Source organism: Streptomyces roseochromogenus subsp. oscitans DS 12.976 (assembly GCF_000497445.1).
Taxonomy (GTDB): Bacteria; Actinomycetota; Actinomycetes; order Streptomycetales; family Streptomycetaceae; genus Streptomyces; species Streptomyces oscitans.
In genome coordinates this window covers 4133544-4150155 of record NZ_CM002285.1, presented here as the reverse complement: position 1 = coordinate 4150155, position 16612 = coordinate 4133544, and the positions used below count along the sequence as shown (strand labels likewise).

Annotated in this window: 11 protein-coding genes and 2 pseudogenes; 12 read left to right on the top strand and 1 reads right to left on the bottom strand. The window is 71.4% G+C overall.

The window, feature by feature from the left end:
• From M878_RS67665 to M878_RS96445, 4 genes and pseudogenes are all read left to right on the top strand, one after another.
• A pseudogene (locus M878_RS67665) lies at nt 1-196 on the top strand (type II secretion system F family protein); the annotation flags it as partial.
• A gap of 72 nt (nt 197-268) precedes the next feature.
• Nucleotides 269-469, top strand: a complete 201-nt coding sequence (locus M878_RS48140) for a DUF4244 domain-containing protein (protein WP_023547754.1) — start codon at nt 269-271, stop codon at nt 467-469.
• A gap of 22 nt (nt 470-491) precedes the next feature.
• Entirely contained in the window at nt 492-848 is a 357-nt protein-coding gene (locus M878_RS67660) for a TadE family type IV pilus minor pilin (RefSeq protein ID WP_023547753.1), read from the top strand.
• Nucleotides 845-1210, top strand: a pseudogene (locus M878_RS96445) (Rv3654c family TadE-like protein); the annotation flags it as partial. The gene M878_RS67660 and the pseudogene M878_RS96445, both read left to right, overlap by 4 nt.
• A gap of 125 nt (nt 1211-1335) precedes the next feature.
• On the opposite strand, the gene M878_RS67655 reads toward M878_RS96445, so the two are convergent.
• Nucleotides 1336-3909 (bottom strand): DEAD/DEAH box helicase, encoded by a 2574-nt coding sequence (locus M878_RS67655; protein ID WP_078630309.1) that lies wholly within the window; start codon nt 3907-3909, stop codon nt 1336-1338.
• 81 nt (nt 3910-3990) lie between these two features.
• On the opposite strand from M878_RS67655, the gene bldG reads away from it, so the two are divergent.
• The 8 genes from bldG to tmk form a co-directional block, all read left to right on the top strand.
• Nucleotides 3991-4332, top strand: coding sequence for an anti-sigma factor antagonist BldG (gene bldG / locus M878_RS67650; protein WP_023547751.1), 342 nt, complete (start codon nt 3991-3993; stop codon nt 4330-4332).
• A gap of 158 nt (nt 4333-4490) precedes the next feature.
• Complete coding sequence (locus M878_RS67645) at nt 4491-4922, top strand: ATP-binding protein (RefSeq protein WP_023547750.1); 432 nt, start codon at nt 4491-4493, stop codon at nt 4920-4922.
• Nucleotides 4923-5226: 304 nt separating this feature from the next.
• Entirely contained in the window at nt 5227-7629 is a 2403-nt protein-coding gene (locus M878_RS67640) for a sodium-translocating pyrophosphatase (RefSeq protein ID WP_023547749.1), read from the top strand.
• A 265-nt stretch (nt 7630-7894) separates the two neighbouring features.
• Entirely contained in the window at nt 7895-8521 is a 627-nt protein-coding gene (locus M878_RS67635; RefSeq protein ID WP_209445540.1) for a small secreted protein, read from the top strand.
• 288 nt (nt 8522-8809) lie between these two features.
• Nucleotides 8810-10351 (top strand): DUF7059 domain-containing protein, encoded by a 1542-nt coding sequence (locus M878_RS67630; RefSeq protein ID WP_023547747.1) that lies wholly within the window; start codon nt 8810-8812, stop codon nt 10349-10351.
• Between the two features lie 478 nt (nt 10352-10829).
• Nucleotides 10830-11027 (top strand): hypothetical protein, encoded by a 198-nt coding sequence (locus M878_RS98920; protein WP_023547746.1) that lies wholly within the window; start codon nt 10830-10832, stop codon nt 11025-11027.
• Nucleotides 11028-11295: 268 nt separating this feature from the next.
• The gene (gene topA / locus M878_RS67620; RefSeq protein ID WP_023547745.1) at nt 11296-14127 is read left to right on the top strand and encodes a type I DNA topoisomerase; all 2832 of its coding nucleotides are present in this window, start codon (nt 11296-11298) and stop codon (nt 14125-14127) included.
• Between the two features lie 147 nt (nt 14128-14274).
• A partial coding sequence (gene tmk, locus M878_RS67615; RefSeq protein ID WP_023547744.1) for a dTMP kinase occupies nt 14275-16612 on the top strand: 2338 nt, incomplete at its 3' end.

Below are 16612 nucleotides of genomic sequence, written 5' to 3'. Positions count from 1 at the left end.
TCCGGCGGCCGGCCCGGCAGCCCGCCTCGCCTCGGACGCACGCGCGGAGTGGGCCCGTACCGCGACGGCCCGGGCCCGGCGCGCGGCCGTACTGATCTCCGCGCCGGTGGGCCTGTGCTTCCTGCCCGCCTTCATCGCGGTCGGTGTGCTGCCCGTCGTGATCGGACTCGCGGGCGGCGTGATGAGAGGCAGGTGAGACACCGAAGAAGTCGCGACGAAGAACAAGAGCGAAGAAAGAGCAAAAGACATGAATCTCGCGGGGGTTGGAATGCACCGGAAGATCAAGGAAGCGACGGTACGGCTGTGGGGGGAGCGGCGCGGAGACGCCGGAATGGTGACGTCCGAGTACGCGATGGGGATCATCGCGGCCGTCGGGTTCGCCTTGCTGCTCTACGAGGTCGTCACCAGCGGCCAGGTCCGGGCGGAGCTGCAGGACATCGTGAAGAAGGCCCTCAGTGCGCGGATGTGAGCGAGGCGCGGACCGGGGGTTCGTGACCGCGGAGGCGGCCGTGGTGCTGTGCGTGCTGGTGGCGTTCACGATGGCGCTGATCTGGGGGCTGCTCGTGGTGGCCGCGCAGATCCGGTGCGTGGACGCCGCCCGTATCGGCGCCCGGGCCGCCGCCCGGCAGGACCCGGCCGACGCGGTGGTGACGGTGGCCCGGGAAGCGGCGCCACGCGGGGCGCGCGTGACCGTCGGGCGCGAGGGCGACCAGGTCCGGGTGACGGTGGTGGCCAGGCCGCCGGTGCTGAGCGGCCTGCCGTTCGAGGTGCGGGAGGAGTCCGTCGCGCCGGCCGAGGAGACGACAGGGGCCGAGGAGACCGCTGGGGCCAGGGAGGAGGGGCCGTGAGGAGAGATTGGGCGCGGGGCCGGCAGCAGTCCGACCAGGGGTCCGCCACCGTGTGGAGCCTGGGTGCGATCGCCGTGCTCTGTGTGGTGTTCGGTGCCGTGCTCGCACTCGGGCAGGCCGTCGTGGTCCGCCACCGGGCGGCCGGCGGCGCGGACCTGGCGGCTCTCGCGGCGGCGGGCCACTGGGCCGAAGGCGGTACGGCTGCCTGCGCGCGGGCCGAGCGGGTGGCGGCGGCCCAGGGGGTCCGGTTGGTGCGCTGCGCGATCGTCGGCGAGACCTCGGACGTGACGGCGGCCTCGGGGAAAGGGCCGTTCGCGGCGGAGGCCAGGGCCAGGGCGGGGCCGGCGGGTGCGGTGCCGGGGGGATCCGTGCCGACAGGACCGGCGTCGGCTGGGGCCCTGCCGACAGAACCGGTGCGGGAAAGGCCGGCGTCGGAGGGGCTGGCGCCTGGAGAGACCGGTGCCGGAGGAGCCGGGCTGGCCCACGCTCACGCCCGGGGCACCGGTCCCGGAGCCGGCTCGGCCGAGCTTCCGTCGCCTCCCTCGGCCTCCGTCTCCCCCGGCGCTCCCCGCAACAGCACCGTGAGGAGCCGTACCGCCCCCCTCTTGTGCAGTGGGTCGTTGCCGTTGCCGCACTTGGGGGACTGGATGCAGGACGGGCAGCCGGCCTCGCACTCGCAGGAGGCGATGGCCTCGCGGGTGGCGGTGAGCCAGGCGCGGGCGGTGTGGAAGGCACGCTCGGCGAAGCCCGCGCCGCCGGGGTGGCCGTCGTACACGAAGACCGTCGGCAGCAGGGTGTCCGGGTGCAGCGGGATCGAGACGCCGCCGATGTCCCAGCGGTCGCAGGTCGCGAAGAGGGGGAGCAGGCCGATGGAGGCGTGTTCGGCGGCGTGCAGGGAGCCGCCGAGGATCTCCGGGCTGATCCGGGCCTCGTCCAGTTGGTCGTCGGTGACCGTCCACCACACCGCCCGGGTGCGCAGCGTACGAGGAGGGAGGTCGAGTTTTGTCTCGCCGAGCACTTCGCCGGTGATGAGGCGTCTGCGGAGATAGGAGACCACCTGGTTGGTGACCTCGACCGAGCCGTAGCAGAGGCGGCCGGCACCCCACGGGATCTCGGTGTCCGTCTCCAGGATGGAGATCGCGGTGGTGTCGCGGGCGACCGTGGAGTACGGCGGATCGGCCTGCTCGACGAGGGCGACGGAGTCCTCCAGGTCGAGCGAGCGCACCAGGTAGGTGCGGCCCTGGTGCAGATGGACCGCGCCCTCGTGGACCGTCGAGTGCGCGGCGCCCGCGTCGACCGTGCCGAGCAGGCGGCCCGTGCCGGTCTCGACGACCTGCACCGGACGCCCGCCCGCGCCGCGGATGTCGGTCAGGTCGGCGGCCCGCTCCCGGCGCGTCCAGTGCCAGGCCTTCGTGCGCCGGCGCAGCAGCTTCGCGGCCTCCAGCTGCGGCAGCACGTCCGCGCAGGCCGGGCCGAAGAGGTCCAGGTCCTCCTCGGTCAGCGGGAGTTCCGCGGCGGCGGCGCACAGGTGCGGGGCGAGGACGTAGGGGTTGTCGGGGTCGAGGACCGTCGATTCCACCGGTTGGTCGAACAGGGCCTCCGGATGGTGGACGAGGAAGGTGTCCAGTGGGTCGTCACGGGCGACCAGGATCGCCAGGGCGCCCTGGCCGGAGCGGCCGGCGCGGCCCGCCTGCTGCCACAGGGACGCGCGCGTGCCCGGGTAGCCGGCGATCACCACGGCGTCCAGGCCGGAGACGTCCACGCCCAGCTCCAGGGCCGTCGTGGCGGCAAGGCCGAGGAGTTCGCCGGAGTGCAGGGCGCGTTCCAGGGCCCGGCGCTCCTCGGGGAGGTAGCCGCCGCGGTAGGCCGCGACCCGCCGGACCAGGGAGCGGTCGACCTCGGCGAGCCGCTCCTGGGCGATCACCGAGATCAGCTCGGCGCCACGCCGGGACCGTACGAAGGCGACCGAGCGCACGCCCTGCACGGTCAGGTCGGTCAGCAGATCGGCGGTCTCGGCGGTGGCGGTGCGCCGCACGGGGGCGCCCCTCTCGCCGTGCAGTTCGGTGAGCGGGGGCTCCCAGAGGGCGAAGACGAGTTCCCCGCGCGGGGAGGCGTCGTCGGCGACCTCGACCACCGGCAGGCCGGTCAGCCGCCGCGCGGCCACGGCGGGCTCGGCGGCGGTCGCGGAGGCGAGCAGGAAGACGGGCGAGGAGCCGTAGCGGGCGCACAGGCGGCGCAGCCGGCGCAGTACCTGGGCGACGTGCGAGCCGAAGACGCCGCGGTAGGTGTGGCACTCGTCGATGACGACGTACTTGAGCGACTTCAGGAAGGAGGACCAGCGCGGGTGGGAGGGGAGTATCCCGCGGTGCAGCATGTCGGGGTTGGTGAGGACGTAGTTGGCGTACTGGCGGATCCACTCCCGTTCCTCGAACGGAGTGTCCCCGTCGTACACCGCGGGGCGTACGGCATTGCCCAGAGATTGTGAAAGTTCCTTCACGGACCGGCACTGATCCGCCGCGAGCGCCTTGGTGGGCGCCAGATACAGGGCTGTGGCCCCACGGCCGCCCACCTGTCGCCCGCCACCACCCCGTGGAGGCGCTTCGCGCTGCTGTGTCCATGGAGTGGGCGCCTCGGAGCCGTCCAGGAGGGTGGACAGGACGGGCACCAGATACGCGAGGGACTTGCCGGAGGCGGTGCCGGTGGCGACGATCACCGAGTCACCGTCCAGGGCGTGCTCGGCGGCCAGCGTCTGGTGCGCCCAGGGGTGTTCGATGCCGCACGCCTGGACGGCGGCGATCACCTCGGACCGAATCCGATGAGGCCAGACGGCATGGCGGCCCACGCGCGGGGGCAAGTGCTCCGTATGAGTGATGCGCGCAGACCGGCTCGGCCCGGAGGCGAGCCGGTCCAGGACCGCGCCCGGAGACGGGCGTGGCGCCGGGTCCGCCGGGGATCGATCGGATCGGTGATTCTTGGCCATCGGCACCGAGTGTGTCACTGGCGTGACGGACAATGGAGCCAAGGCGTCGTGCACGCCTGCCGGTAAGTGATTGAATGCCATCGCGGCTGGCGAAGCGTCCCGGGGGCCGCAAGCCGAGGTGCCCGAGGGGCGACCGCTCGATAGCAAGGTGCTGGAGGATCCGTGGACCTGTCCTTGTCGACCGAGACCGTCGGCGATCGTACGGTCGTCCGAGTCGGTGGTGAAATCGACGTGTATACCGCGCCCAAGCTGCGCGAGCAGCTGGTCGAGCTGGTGAACGACGGGAATTTCCACCTCGTCGTCGACATGGAGGGCGTGGACTTCCTCGACTCCACCGGGCTCGGCGTGCTGGTCGGCGGCTTGAAGCGAGTGCGTGCCCATGAGGGCTCGCTGCGCCTGGTCTGCAACCAGGAGCGCATTCTCAAGATCTTCCGTATCACCGGCCTCACCAAGGTGTTCCCGATCCACACCTCGGTCGAGGAAGCGGTGGCGGCCACCGACTGACCTGGACCCGTCACCGGCGTCGGGCTCCTGCCGGAGCCCGTACGCCGGGCGGTTCCGTCCGGGCCGACGAAGGGGCCCGGGCACAGAACCACAGCAGGGGGTGCGGGCTTTCGGCGGCCCCGCCCCCGACCGCACGCCCGTAGTCGCGAGGGGGATGCATGGCCACCGTCGAACTCCGCTTCAGCGCGCTGCCCGAGCACGTCCGGACCGCCCGGTTGGTGGCGGCCGCGGTGGCACGCAGGGCAGGAGTTGACGAGGCCGTCCTCGACGAGGTCCGGCTCGCCGTCGGCGAGGCCTGCTCCCGCGCCGTCGGACTTCACCAGAGCAGCGGCATCAGCGCGCCTGTGAAGGTGGCGCTGATCGAAGAGGAGAAACAGTTCTCCATCGAGGTCGGCGACGAGGCGCCGCACGCCGTCCCGACAGGCGCGCCCGGCGCCGGGCAGGACGGCGACGCGGAGATCGAGGAGGACGAGATGGGCCTCGCGGTCATCAGCGGCCTCGTCGACGACGTCGAGGTCACCACCGGACAGGACGGCGGCCGGATCCGCATGACCTGGCCGACCACACCGCCGGCCGCGGCGCTGCTCTGAGCGCCGCCGTTCCACCGTTCGAGGGCCCTGCCGAGCAGGGCCCTCATCGTTTTCCGACACGCCCACGAATTCGTGAATGAATTCACGATCAAACCCTCGCTGCATTTGATCAAGCGCCAATCAAGCGGCCTCTGGCTCGTCAATGGTTCGAGGGCATTACCTCGTTCGGGTTGGATGGCGGGATCGCGATCATTTGCTGATGAGCCCGTTGAGGCTAATTCCGTTTACCGCGCTCTGTTGAGATCACTCCGGGGTACCTAGAATCCGTCCACATCTTGAGCTCACCAAGCGTCAAGGAGGACGAATGGCGGGGCTTTCCATCCCTCAGTCGGATCACCCCACATCCCTTGCAGCGGCAGTCCTGACCCACGACAACCGGATCATGGTGGCCATCATCGCGGCGGTCGCCCTGGCCGCACTGGTGGTCGCGGGGATCCTGGTGCGCCAGGTGCTGGCCGCGGGCGAGGGCACCGACAGCATGAAACAGATCGCCGAGGCGGTCCAGGAAGGAGCGAAGGCGTATCTCGCCCGGCAGTTGCGCACGCTCGGCGTATTCGCTGTCGTCGTCTTCTTCCTGCTCATGCTGCTGCCCGCGGACGACTGGAATCAGCGTGCCGGACGATCGGTGTTCTTCCTGATCGGTGCGGCGTTCTCGGCGGCCACCGGCTATATCGGCATGTGGCTCGCCGTGCGCAGCAATGTGCGGGTCGCCGCGGCGGCCCGGGAGGCCACACCGGCACCAGGCGAACCCGAAAAGGATCTCACCACCGTCTCGCACACCGCGATGAAGATCGCATTTCGCACGGGCGGCGTCGTCGGCATGTTCACAGTGGGGCTCGGCCTGCTGGGCGCCTCCTGCGTGGTGCTGGTGTACGCGGCCGACGCTCCGAAGGTGCTGGAGGGCTTCGGCCTCGGCGCCGCCCTGATCGCCATGTTCATGCGTGTGGGCGGCGGCATCTTCACCAAGGCCGCCGACGTCGGCGCCGACCTGGTCGGCAAGGTCGAACAGGGCATTCCGGAGGACGATCCGCGCAATGCCGCGACCATCGCCGACAACGTGGGCGACAACGTCGGCGACTGCGCGGGCATGGCGGCCGACCTCTTCGAGTCGTACGCCGTGACCCTGGTGGCCGCGCTGATCCTCGGCAAGGCCGCCTTCGGCGACTCCGGGCTGGCGTTCCCGCTGCTCGTGCCCGCCATCGGCGTCATCACCGCGATGATCGGCATCTTCGCGGTCGCCCCGCGCCGCGCCGACCGCAGCGGCATGACCGCGATCAACCGCGGCTTCTTCATCTCCGCGGTGATCTCCCTCGTGCTGGTCGCGATCGCCGTCGTCGTCTATCTGCCGTCGAAGTACTCCGACCTCAACGGGGTCACCGACGCGGCGATCAAGGCAAAGGCCGGCGACCCGCGGATCCTCGCCGTGGTCGCGGTGGCGATCGGCATCCTGCTCGCTGCCGTCATCCAGCAGCTGACCGGCTACTTCACCGAGACCAACCGCCGCCCGGTCAGGGACATCGGGAAAACCTCCCTCACGGGCCCGGCCACGGTCGTGCTGTCCGGCATCTCGGTGGGCCTGGAGTCGGCCGTCTACACCGCGCTGCTCATCGGCCTCGGCGTGTACGGCGCGTTCCTCCTCGGCGGTACGTCGATCATGCTCGCGCTGTTCGCGGTCGCGCTGGCCGGCACCGGACTGCTCACCACGGTCGGCGTGATCGTCGCCATGGACACCTTCGGGCCGGTCTCCGACAACGCCCAGGGCATCGCCGAGATGTCCGGCGACGTGGAGGGCGCGGGCGCCCGGGTGCTCACCAACCTGGACGCGGTCGGCAACACCACCAAGGCCATCACCAAGGGCATCGCCATCGCCACCGCCGTGCTCGCCGCGTCGGCGCTGTTCGGGTCGTACCGTGACGCGATCACCACCAACGTGCAGGGCGTCGGGGAGAAACTCACCGGCCCCGGTGCGCCGCTGAGCCTGTCCCTGGACATCTCCCAGCCCAACAACCTCGTCGGCCTCATCGCCGGCGCCGCGGTCGTCTTCCTCTTCTCCGGACTCGCCATCAACGCCGTGTCGCGCTCGGCCGGTTCGGTGGTGTTCGAGGTACGGCGGCAGTTCCGGGAGAGGCCCGGGATCATGGACTACAGCGAGAAGCCCGAGTACGGCAAGGTCGTCGACATCTGCACCAGGGACGCCCTCAGAGAGCTGGCCACACCGGGTCTGCTCGCCGTGATGGCGCCCATCTTCGTCGGGTTCACGCTCGGCGTCGGCTCGCTCGGCTCCTACCTCGCCGGCGCGATCGGCGCGGGCACGCTGATGGCGGTGTTCCTCGCCAACTCCGGTGGTGCCTGGGACAACGCCAAGAAGCTGGTGGAGGACGGCCACCACGGCGGCAAGGGCAGCGAGGCCCACGCGGCCACGGTGATCGGCGACACGGTCGGTGACCCCTTCAAGGACACCGCTGGACCGGCGATCAACCCGCTGCTGAAGGTCATGAACCTGGTCTCGCTGCTCATCGCGCCCGCGGTGATCAAGTTCTCCTACGGCAGCGAAAAGAACCTGGGCGTGCGGATCCTGATCGCGCTCCTCGCGCTCGTGGTGATCGTCGTCGCCGTGTACGTCTCCAAGCGGCGCGGAATCGCCGTCGGCGACGACGAGAGCACCGAGCGGGTCGCCAACTCACCGAACACGGCGGTGGTTTCGTAGGCGTACTTCTGGGCCCCTAGGAGAAGCCCTGGCCAACGGGCGGGCGGGCGGCGCGTGCTGACGTGCCGCCCGCCCGTTCACGTGCGTGGGCGCGGCTGTCGGGGCGCTGTGGGTGTGCTGCGGGGTGTCTGTGGGGGTGTCTGTGGGCTCGCCCACGTGGTGAGCCTTCTCTCTCACGGTGCAAAGGATCACAAAGAGTGCCTTAGGGGGCGTTCGGGGTGCGGAGGGTGTGCGTCCGCCGTGTAGGGTCCGTGGGCCGAGAGCCATGGAAGGGACCAATCCGGTGAACAAGAAGCTCGCGGCCGCACTGTCCAGCGGTGCGGTACTGGTGGTGGCGCTGACGGGATGTACCAGCAGCGGCGGTGACAAGGGGCCCGACCCCAAGCTGGTCGCCTGGGCCAAGTCGGTCTGTGACGCGGTGCCCGCGCAGGACGCGAAGATCAAGTCGGCGAACGCGGCGATCAGCACGACGGCCGCCGACACCGCCGAGCCCGAGACGCTCCAGAAGACGGACTCCCAGGCCTTCCAGGACATGTCCGACGGCTACAAGGCGATCGCCGGCGCTGTGAGCAAGGCGGGCGCGCCGCCCGGCGTCGCCGACGGCGACACGCGGCTGCAGGCCGTGGTGAAGAGCTTCGACGGCCTCTCCGTCTCGTACGCCGGGCTGAAGAAGCAGGTCGACGCGCTGAACACCAAGGACCAGGCGAAGTTCGCCTCCGGGCTGCACGACATCGCCACGCAGATGACGGACCTGGAGAAGCAGCACAAGAGCGGCACCGACGCGCTGGAGAAACTCCAGCAGGGCGAGGTCAAGAACGCCATCGCCCAGCAGGCCAGCTGCAAGAAGGTCGCGTCGTCGGACGCGTCGCCGTCTTCGCCGTCGGCGGGCTGACGGGACGGTCCACGGCTGGGGATTACGGCTGTGGGCTTACGTCTGCGGCTGGCGGCCCACGGCTACGGCGCACGGCTACGTTCGCGGCTCACCGTCGGCGGCCTACGGCTGACGCTTCGCGGCTCGCGGCTCGCGGTCGGCGGGCAAGTGCGGCGGTCTCGCTCGGGCGGGCCGTCGGTACCGGTCGGCCGGTCGTGGCCGGGGGCGTGCCGGTGATGCGTCGGGGCTTGGCCGGGGTGTGCCGGTGAGGCGTGCTGAGGCCGCGTCCGGGTCGTGTCGCGGGCCACAATGGGGGGCGTGACTGACTCCGGACTCGCTTCCCTGCCCGCTTCCGACCGGCCCGACGTAGCCGCGCGCCTGCGGGACGCGCTGCTGGCCGCCTCCTTCACCGCCGACGGGCTGCTCGACCGGCTCGGCGCCCCCGCGTACGCGGCGCTGGCCCGCAGCGAGACCGTGCCCGCCCTCCGGGCGACCCGCGGCGACACGCCGCTGGAGACGCTCGTACGGCTGTTCCTGCTCCAGCAACCGGTGCCGCACGCGCGCGTGGCGGCCGTTCTGCCGGTCGAGGAGGTGCTGGAGGCCGGGTGGCTCACGCGTGTGGGCGGCGACGAGGTAGCCGCCACCGTGGACGTACGGCCTTACGGCGGCCCCGGCGGCGAGGACTGGTTCATCGTCTCCGACCTGGGCTGCGCAGTCGGCGGTGCGGGCGGCATCGGGCAGCTGGGCCGTCAGGCAGACACAGCCGTCGTCCTGGGCGTCGGGGGCGCCTCCACGACCCTTGCCGGTATCACCGTCCGTACGCCGGTCGCGTCCGCCCTGGACCTCGGCACGGGCTCCGGCATCCAGGCGCTGCACGCCGCCCAGCACGCCACGCGCGTGACGGCGACCGACCTCAATCCGCGCGCCCTGCACATCACCGCACTCACGCTCGCGCTCTCCGGCGCGCCCGCCGCCGACCTGCGCGAGGGTTCGCTCTTCGAGCCCGTCAGGGACGACGAGACCTTCGACCTGATCGTGTCCAACCCGCCGTTCGTCATCTCCCCCGGTGCCCGGCTGACGTACCGGGACGGTGGCATGGGCGGGGACGATCTGTGCCGCTCGCTCGTTCAACAGGCGGGGGAACGGCTGCACGAGGGCGGGTTCGCGCAGTTCCTCGCCAACTGGCAGCACGTGGCAGGGGAGGACTGGCAGGACAGACTCAGGTCATGGGTGCCGCGCGGGTGCGATGCCTGGATCGTGCAGCGCGAGGTACAGGACGTCACGCAGTACGCCGAGCTGTGGCTGAGGGACGCCGGCGACCACCGCGGGGATCCGGCGGAGTACCAGGCGCGTTACGACGCCTGGCTCGACGAGTTCGAGGCGCGCAAGGTCAAGGCGGTCGGCTTCGGCTGGATCACCCTGCGCAGGACGGGGTCCGCCGATCCCGTCGTCACCGTGGAGGAGTGGCCGCATCCGGTCGAGCAGCCCCTCGGGGACACGATCCGGGCGCACTTCGAGCGGCTCGACTATCTCCGGGAACACGATGACGCGGCGCTGCTCGCCAGCCACTTCAGGCTCGCCGCCGAGGTGGTCCAGGAGCAGGTCGGGCTGCCTGGGGCCGAGGACCCGGAGCATGTGGTGCTGCGCCAGCACCGCGGGATGCGCCGGGCCACGAAGGTGGACACGGTCGGCGCCGGGTTCGCGGGCGTCTGCGACGGCACGCTGAGCGCGGGCCGCATCCTGGACGCCATCGCCCAACTCATGAACGAGGACCCGGTGTTGCTCCGCGACCGGACGCCCGCACAGATCCGCCTGCTGGTGGAGCAGGGCTTCCTCGAGCCGGCGGACTGAGCGAGCGCACTGGGCCGGCGGGTCGGCGCACCGCGGGTCTGCGCGCCGGATCGGCGCACCGAGTCCGCGTGCAGGGCCACCTGCGAATGGCCCGGTGGCAGGCCCGGTGGCGCTGGTGCGGCGGCCGGTCCGGCGCACGGGCCCGGCGGGCCGCGGGCTACGGCGGCTGGTGCGCCTGAGGTACGCGGGGTGCCCGTGCGGTCGTAGTCGTCCCGGGATGTCCGGGTGACCGCGCCCGGATCATCGTCGTATGCCGGTGGCACGGGCCGGCCTGGGAGGGCGGCCGGGGCCGGGACGCGCCGGTGCCGGGAAAAAGGCCGGAAAAATACGGACCCCCGTGCCCGTGCCGACGGCGATCGCCCATGTGTTCGGCATCACGTCGGCCCTCCGTTCACCCCGATGTCGACCGCCCGTCTCCCGCGCGTGCCACCCTCCCGGCGCTGGGCGGAGCCGGACGGCACGGAAGGGTGGACGGGCGATGGAGAGCGTGCCGGCGATCTTCGGGGGAACGGTGTTCGCCCTGTTCGGGGGCGCGCTGCTGGCCTGGACCGGCACTCGCTTCAAGCGTCGCGAGCCGGTGGCCCACGGTGTGAACCAGGTCGCATCGGCCGCCCTCGCGAGCGTGGCCGGGACGGTCGCGCTGGCCCTCGGTCTGTACTGCCTGACCCGCCTCTGACGTCGGCGGGTGTGCTGCGGCGAGAGTGCCGCGGGAGTAAGGGGAGCGTCACGCTCCGGACATGCCTCAGGTGGGTACCCGGTACTCCGGGCGGCAGGAATGGCGGTAGTCGGGTTACCGTTCGAGTGGCCGTTGTGGGCTTTTCCCGTTTGACACGGGGGCGGGATGTACCGTCACACTCCGCAGCGTCACACCTGCCAGCAGTACGCCGTGACCCCGGGAAGAAGCCCTGGGGAGGCCCCAGCGTCGACCGGAGAGAAGAGCGAAGTTGTCCCCGACCAGCGAGACCGCACAGGGCGGCCGCCGACTCGTCATCGTCGAGTCGCCTGCCAAGGCGAAGACGATCAAGGGCTACCTCGGCCCCGGCTACGTCGTCGAAGCGAGCGTCGGGCACATCCGCGACCTCCCCAACGGCGCCGCGGAGGTGCCCGAGAAGTACACCGGCGAGGTGCGCCGGCTCGGTGTGGACGTCGACCATGACTTCCAGCCGATCTATGTGGTCAACGCCGACAAGAGGGCGCAGGTCAAGAAGCTCAAGGATCTGCTGAAGGAGTCCGACGAGCTCTTCCTCGCCACCGATGAGGACCGGGAGGGCGAGGCGATCGCCTGGCACCTCCAGGAGGTCCTCAAGCCGAAGATCCCGGTCAAGCGGATGGTGTTCCACGAGATCACCAAGGACGCGATCCGCGAGGCCGTCGCCAACCCGCGCCAGCTCAACCAGAAGCTGGTCGACGCCCAGGAGACCCGCCGCATCCTCGACCGCCTCTACGGTTACGAGGTCTCACCGGTGCTGTGGAAGAAGGTCATGCCCCGGCTGTCGGCCGGCCGCGTGCAGTCCGTCGCCACGCGACTCGTCGTGGAGCGGGAACGCGAGCGCATCGCGTTTCGTTCTGCCGAGTACTGGGACCTGACGGGCACCTTCGCGACCGGCCGCGCGGGCGATCCGTCGGACCCGTCGTCGCTGGTCGCCCGCCTGCAGACCGTCGACGGCAGGCGGATCGCGCAGGGCCGCGACTTCGACTCCCTGGGACAACTCAAGAGCGCGAACATCCTCCACCTCGACGAGGCGACCGCCCGCGCCCTCGCCGCCGCCCTGGAGAACACGCGGTTCTCCGTGCGCTCCGTCGAGTCCAAGCCGTACCGCCGCTCGCCGTACGCCCCGTTCCGTACGACGACGCTGCAGCAGGAGGCCAGCCGCAAGCTCGGCTTCGGCGCGAAGGCCACGATGCAGATCGCGCAGAAGCTGTACGAGAACGGCTACATCACGTACATGCGTACGGACTCCACGACGCTGAGCGACACCGCGATCGCGGCCGCCCGCGCCCAGGTCACGCAGCTGTACGGCGCCGACTACCTGCCCCCGCAGCCGCGTACGTACGCCGCCAAGGTCAAGAACGCGCAGGAGGCCCACGAGGCGATCCGGCCCTCGGGTGATCGTTTCCGCACTCCCGCCGAGACCGGCCTGACCGGTGACCAGTTCAAGCTGTACGAGCTGATCTGGAAGCGGACCGTCGCCTCCCAGATGAAGGACGCGACCGGCAACAGCGTGACCGTGAAGATCGGCGGCACCGCCGCCGACGGCCGGGACGTCGAGTTCAGCGCCTCCGGCAAGACGATCACCTTCCACGGCTTCCTGAAGGCCTACGTCGAGGGTGCCGACGACCCGAACGCCGAGCTGGACGACCGCGAGCGCCGGCTGCCGCAGGTCGCCGAGGGCGACGCGCTGTCCGCCGAGGAGGTCACGGTCGACGGCCACGCCACCAAGCCCCCGGCCCGCTACACCGAGGCCTCGCTGGTCAAGGAGCTGGAAGAGCGCGAGATCGGACGCCCGTCGACGTACGCGTCGATCATCGGCACGATCCTCGACCGCGGTTATGTCTTCAAGAAGGGCACGGCCCTCGTGCCGTCCTTCCTGTCCTTCGCCGTGGTGAACCTCCTGGAGAAGCACTTCGGGCGGCTCGTCGACTACGACTTCACCGCCAAGATGGAGGACGACCTCGACCGCATCGCGGCCGGTGAGGCCCAGGCCGTTCCGTGGCTCAAGCGCTTCTACTTCGGCGAGGGCACCGCCACGGGCGGCGCGGCCGACGCCGGCAACGGCGACGGGGACCACCTCGGCGGCCTCAAGGAGCTGGTGACCGACCTGGGCGCGATCGACGCGCGCGAGGTGTCGTCGTTCCCAGTGGGTGACGACATCGTGCTCCGCGTCGGCCGCTACGGCCCGTACATCGAGCGCGGCGAGAAGGAGACCGAGCAGCACCAGCGCGCCGACATCCCGGCCGACCTGGCGCCGGACGAGCTGACCGTCGAGCTGGCCGAGGAACTGCTGGCCAAGCCGAGCGGCGACTTCGAGCTGGGCACGGACCCGGCCACCGGCCACACGATCGTCGCCAAGGACGGCCGCTACGGCCCGTACGTCACGGAGATCCTCCCCGAGGGCACCCCGAAGACCGGCAAGAACGCGGTCAAGCCGCGTACGGCCTCGCTGTTCAAGTCGATGGCGCTCGACACGGTGACGCTCGACGACGCCCTGAAGCTGATGTCGCTGCCGCGCCTCGTCGGCACCGACGCCGACGGCCAGGAGATCACCGCGCAGAACGGCCGCTACGGCCCGTATCTGAAGAAGGGCACGGACTCGCGTTCGCTGCAGTCCGAGGACCAGCTCTTCACGATCACGCTGGAGGAGGCTCAGGCGATCTACGCCCAGCCCAAGCAGCGCGGTCGGGCCGCCGCCAAGCCGCCGCTGAAGGAGCTGGGCGAGGACCCGGTCTCCGGCAAGCCGGTCGTGGTCAAGGACGGCCGCTTCGGTCCGTACGTCACCGACGGCGAGACCAACGCGACCCTGCGCTCCGGCGACAGCGTCGAGACGATCACTCCGGAGCGCGGGTTCGAGCTGCTCGCCGAGAAGCGCGCGAAGGCCCCCGCCAAGAAGACCGCGAAGAAGGCCGTGGCCAAGAAGACGGCCCCGGCGAAGAAGACCGCCGCCAAGAAGACGGCGGCGAAGAAGACGACCGCGGCCGCGAAGAAGACCACGGCGAAGAAGACGACTGCCAAGAAGGCGACGGCTTCCAAGGCGACGGCTTCCGGCTCGGAGGACTGACCCGGAGGACTGACCGGGGGACAAACCCGCCGTCGGCCGCCTCTTCGGCTTCGCTCAGCGAACGCCCCGGCATCACTTTGGTGTCGGGGCGTTCGCTTGCCAGGACAGGCGACGTGTGGTGTCGGTGGCTGCCGATAGGCTGAACACATGACGCGAGCCGAGCAGCCAACGGCCCCCACCACAGCCCCGGACGACGCCCTGGTCGCGGACTCCCGCGAGCGCGCCGTCCGCTCCCTGCTGCGCCGACCGCAGCTGCGGCGCCTGTGGAGCGCGCAGCTGGTGAGCGGTGTCGGTGACACCCTGGCACTCCTCGTCCTGGTCGTCCTCGCCCTCCAGGCGGCGATCGCCCAGGGCTCCTTCGGGGGTGGATACCGGGGTGTGGCGTTCGCAGTGGCGACTGTCTTCGCGGCGCGCGTCCTCGCCGCGCTGCTGTTCGGCGCGGTCCTGCTGGGCCCGCTGACCGCGCTCACCGGCCAGGACGGCCCGCTGGACCGCCGCTGGACCATGGTCGGCGCCGACGGCGTGCGCGCCGCCCTGTTGATCATCGCCCCGCTGTGGATCGACTGGACCCCGGACAACGCACTGGCCGTCCTGCTGGTCACCGCGTTCGTCACCGGTGTCGCCGAGCGCCTGTGGACGGTGTGCCGGGAGAGCGCGGCTCCAGCCCTGCTGCCCGGTCCGCCCCCGGAGGGCGCCACCGTACGGCCGCTGCCGGACCACATGGACGCCCTGCGCCGCCTCTCGCTGCGCACGAGCTTCCTCGCGGTCCCGCTGGCGGCTGCCGCGCTGGTCGTCGCCGGTCTGCTCAACAACCTGCTGGGCGTCGGTGTGGCCTGGTTCGACCAGCACCACGCGGCCCTCGGGGCCTATGTGGCGGCCGGCCTGTTCGCCGCCTCCCTGTCCGTGCTGACCTTCCTGGAGCTGCCCGACACGCGCACCCCGCGCGCGCGGTCCCCGCTGGAGGGCCTGCGCCGCCCGCGCACCGGTACCGGCGTAGACAAGGGCCGTACGGGCGCGATCCCGCTGCTCGTCCCGGCCTGCGCCGCCGTCGCCGGAGCCATCGCCGCCGCCGTGTCGGTCTGCGTGCTGCACGCCACCGACCTGGCCGGCGGCCCGGTCCTGTACGGCCTGCTGGTGCTGGGCCTGACCGGCGGTGTCGCCGTCGGTATCCGTACGGCCCCCGCGCTGCTGCCCTCGCTCTCGCGCCGTCGGCTGCTCGCCCTCGCGATCGCCCTCACCGGCGTCGCCCTGCTGGCGGCCGGGCTGGTGCCGGATGTCACCACGGTCCTGCTGATCGTCACGCTGGCCGGCGTCAGCGCGGGCGTGGCCGCGAACACCGGGCACGCCCTGCTCGACCAGGAGACCGAGGACTACCGCCGTGCGCGCGTCACCGAGCACCTGCACGCGGTCGTCCGGGTCTTCGTAGCGCTCGGCGCGCTGATCGCCCCCGTGGTCGCCGGGCTGATCGGCCGGCACCGGCTGGAGAACGGCCGGTTCGTGTTCGCGCACGGCGGCGCCTCCTTCACGCTGATGCTGGTCGGCGCGCTGCTGCTGCCGGTGGCGGCGCTGGTGCTCGCCAAGGTCGACGACCGCTCCGGCATCCCGCTGCGCCAGGACCTCAAGGACGCGCTGCTCGGGGGCGACGACCCGGTTGAGACACCGGCGGCGAGCGGTTTCTTCATCGCCCTGGAGGGCGGTGACGGCGCCGGAAAGTCCACCCAGGCCGAGGCCCTCGCCGAGTGGATCCGCGCCAAGGGTCACGAGGTCGTGCTCACCCGCGAGCCGGGTGCCACCCCGGTCGGCAAGCGGCTGCGCTCGATCCTGCTGGACGTGTCCTCGGCAGGCCTGTCGCACCGCGCTGAGGCGCTGCTCTATGCCGCCGACCGCGCCGAGCACGTCGACACCGTCGTACGGCCCGCCCTGGAGCGCGGCGCGGTGGTGATCAGCGACCGTTACATCGACTCGTCCGTCGCCTATCAGGGCGCCGGCCGTGATCTGTCCCCGACCGAGATCGCCCGCATCAACCGCTGGGCGACCAACGGACTCGTCCCGCACCTGACCGTCCTGCTGGACGTCTCCCCGGAGACCGCCCGTGAGCGGTTCACCGAGGCGCCGGACCGGCTGGAGTCGGAGCCGGCGGAGTTCCACGCGCGCGTGCGGGCCGGTTTCCTCACGCTGGCCGCCTCCGACCCCGGCCGCTATCTGGTCGTGGACGCCGGCCAGGAGCCCGAGGCCGTCTCCACGGTGATCCGGCACCGGCTCGACACCGTGCTGCCGCTGTCCGAGGCCGAGATCAAGGCCCAGGAGGAGGCGCGCAAGAAGGCCGAGGAGGAGGCCCGCCGCAAGGCCGAGGAAGAGGCCGCGCGCAAGGCCGAGGAGGAGCGCCTGGAGCGCGAGCGCCAGGAGGAGCTGGCCCGGCTGCGCGCCGAGGAGGAGGAACGCAAGCGCCGCGAGCTGGAGGAGGCGCAGCGCCGCGAGGCCGAAC

Bases quoted from the DNA above. Each gene is read 5' to 3' on its own strand.
- M878_RS67645 (WP_023547750.1), top strand. From the start codon at position 4,491: ATGGCCACCGTCGAACTCCGCTTCAGCGCGCTGCCCGAGCACGTCCGG.
- M878_RS67630 (WP_023547747.1), top strand. From the start codon at position 8,810: ATGGGGGGCGTGACTGACTCCGGACTCGCTTCCCTGCCCGCTTCCGAC.
- M878_RS48140 (WP_023547754.1), top strand. From the start codon at position 269: ATGCACCGGAAGATCAAGGAAGCGACGGTACGGCTGTGGGGGGAGCGG.
- M878_RS67640 (WP_023547749.1), top strand. From the start codon at position 5,227: ATGGCGGGGCTTTCCATCCCTCAGTCGGATCACCCCACATCCCTTGCA.
- M878_RS67635 (WP_209445540.1), top strand. From the start codon at position 7,895: ATGGAAGGGACCAATCCGGTGAACAAGAAGCTCGCGGCCGCACTGTCC.
- M878_RS67655 (WP_078630309.1), bottom strand. From the start codon at position 3,909: ATGGCATTCAATCACTTACCGGCAGGCGTGCACGACGCCTTGGCTCCA.
- M878_RS98920 (WP_023547746.1), top strand. From the start codon at position 10,830: ATGGAGAGCGTGCCGGCGATCTTCGGGGGAACGGTGTTCGCCCTGTTC.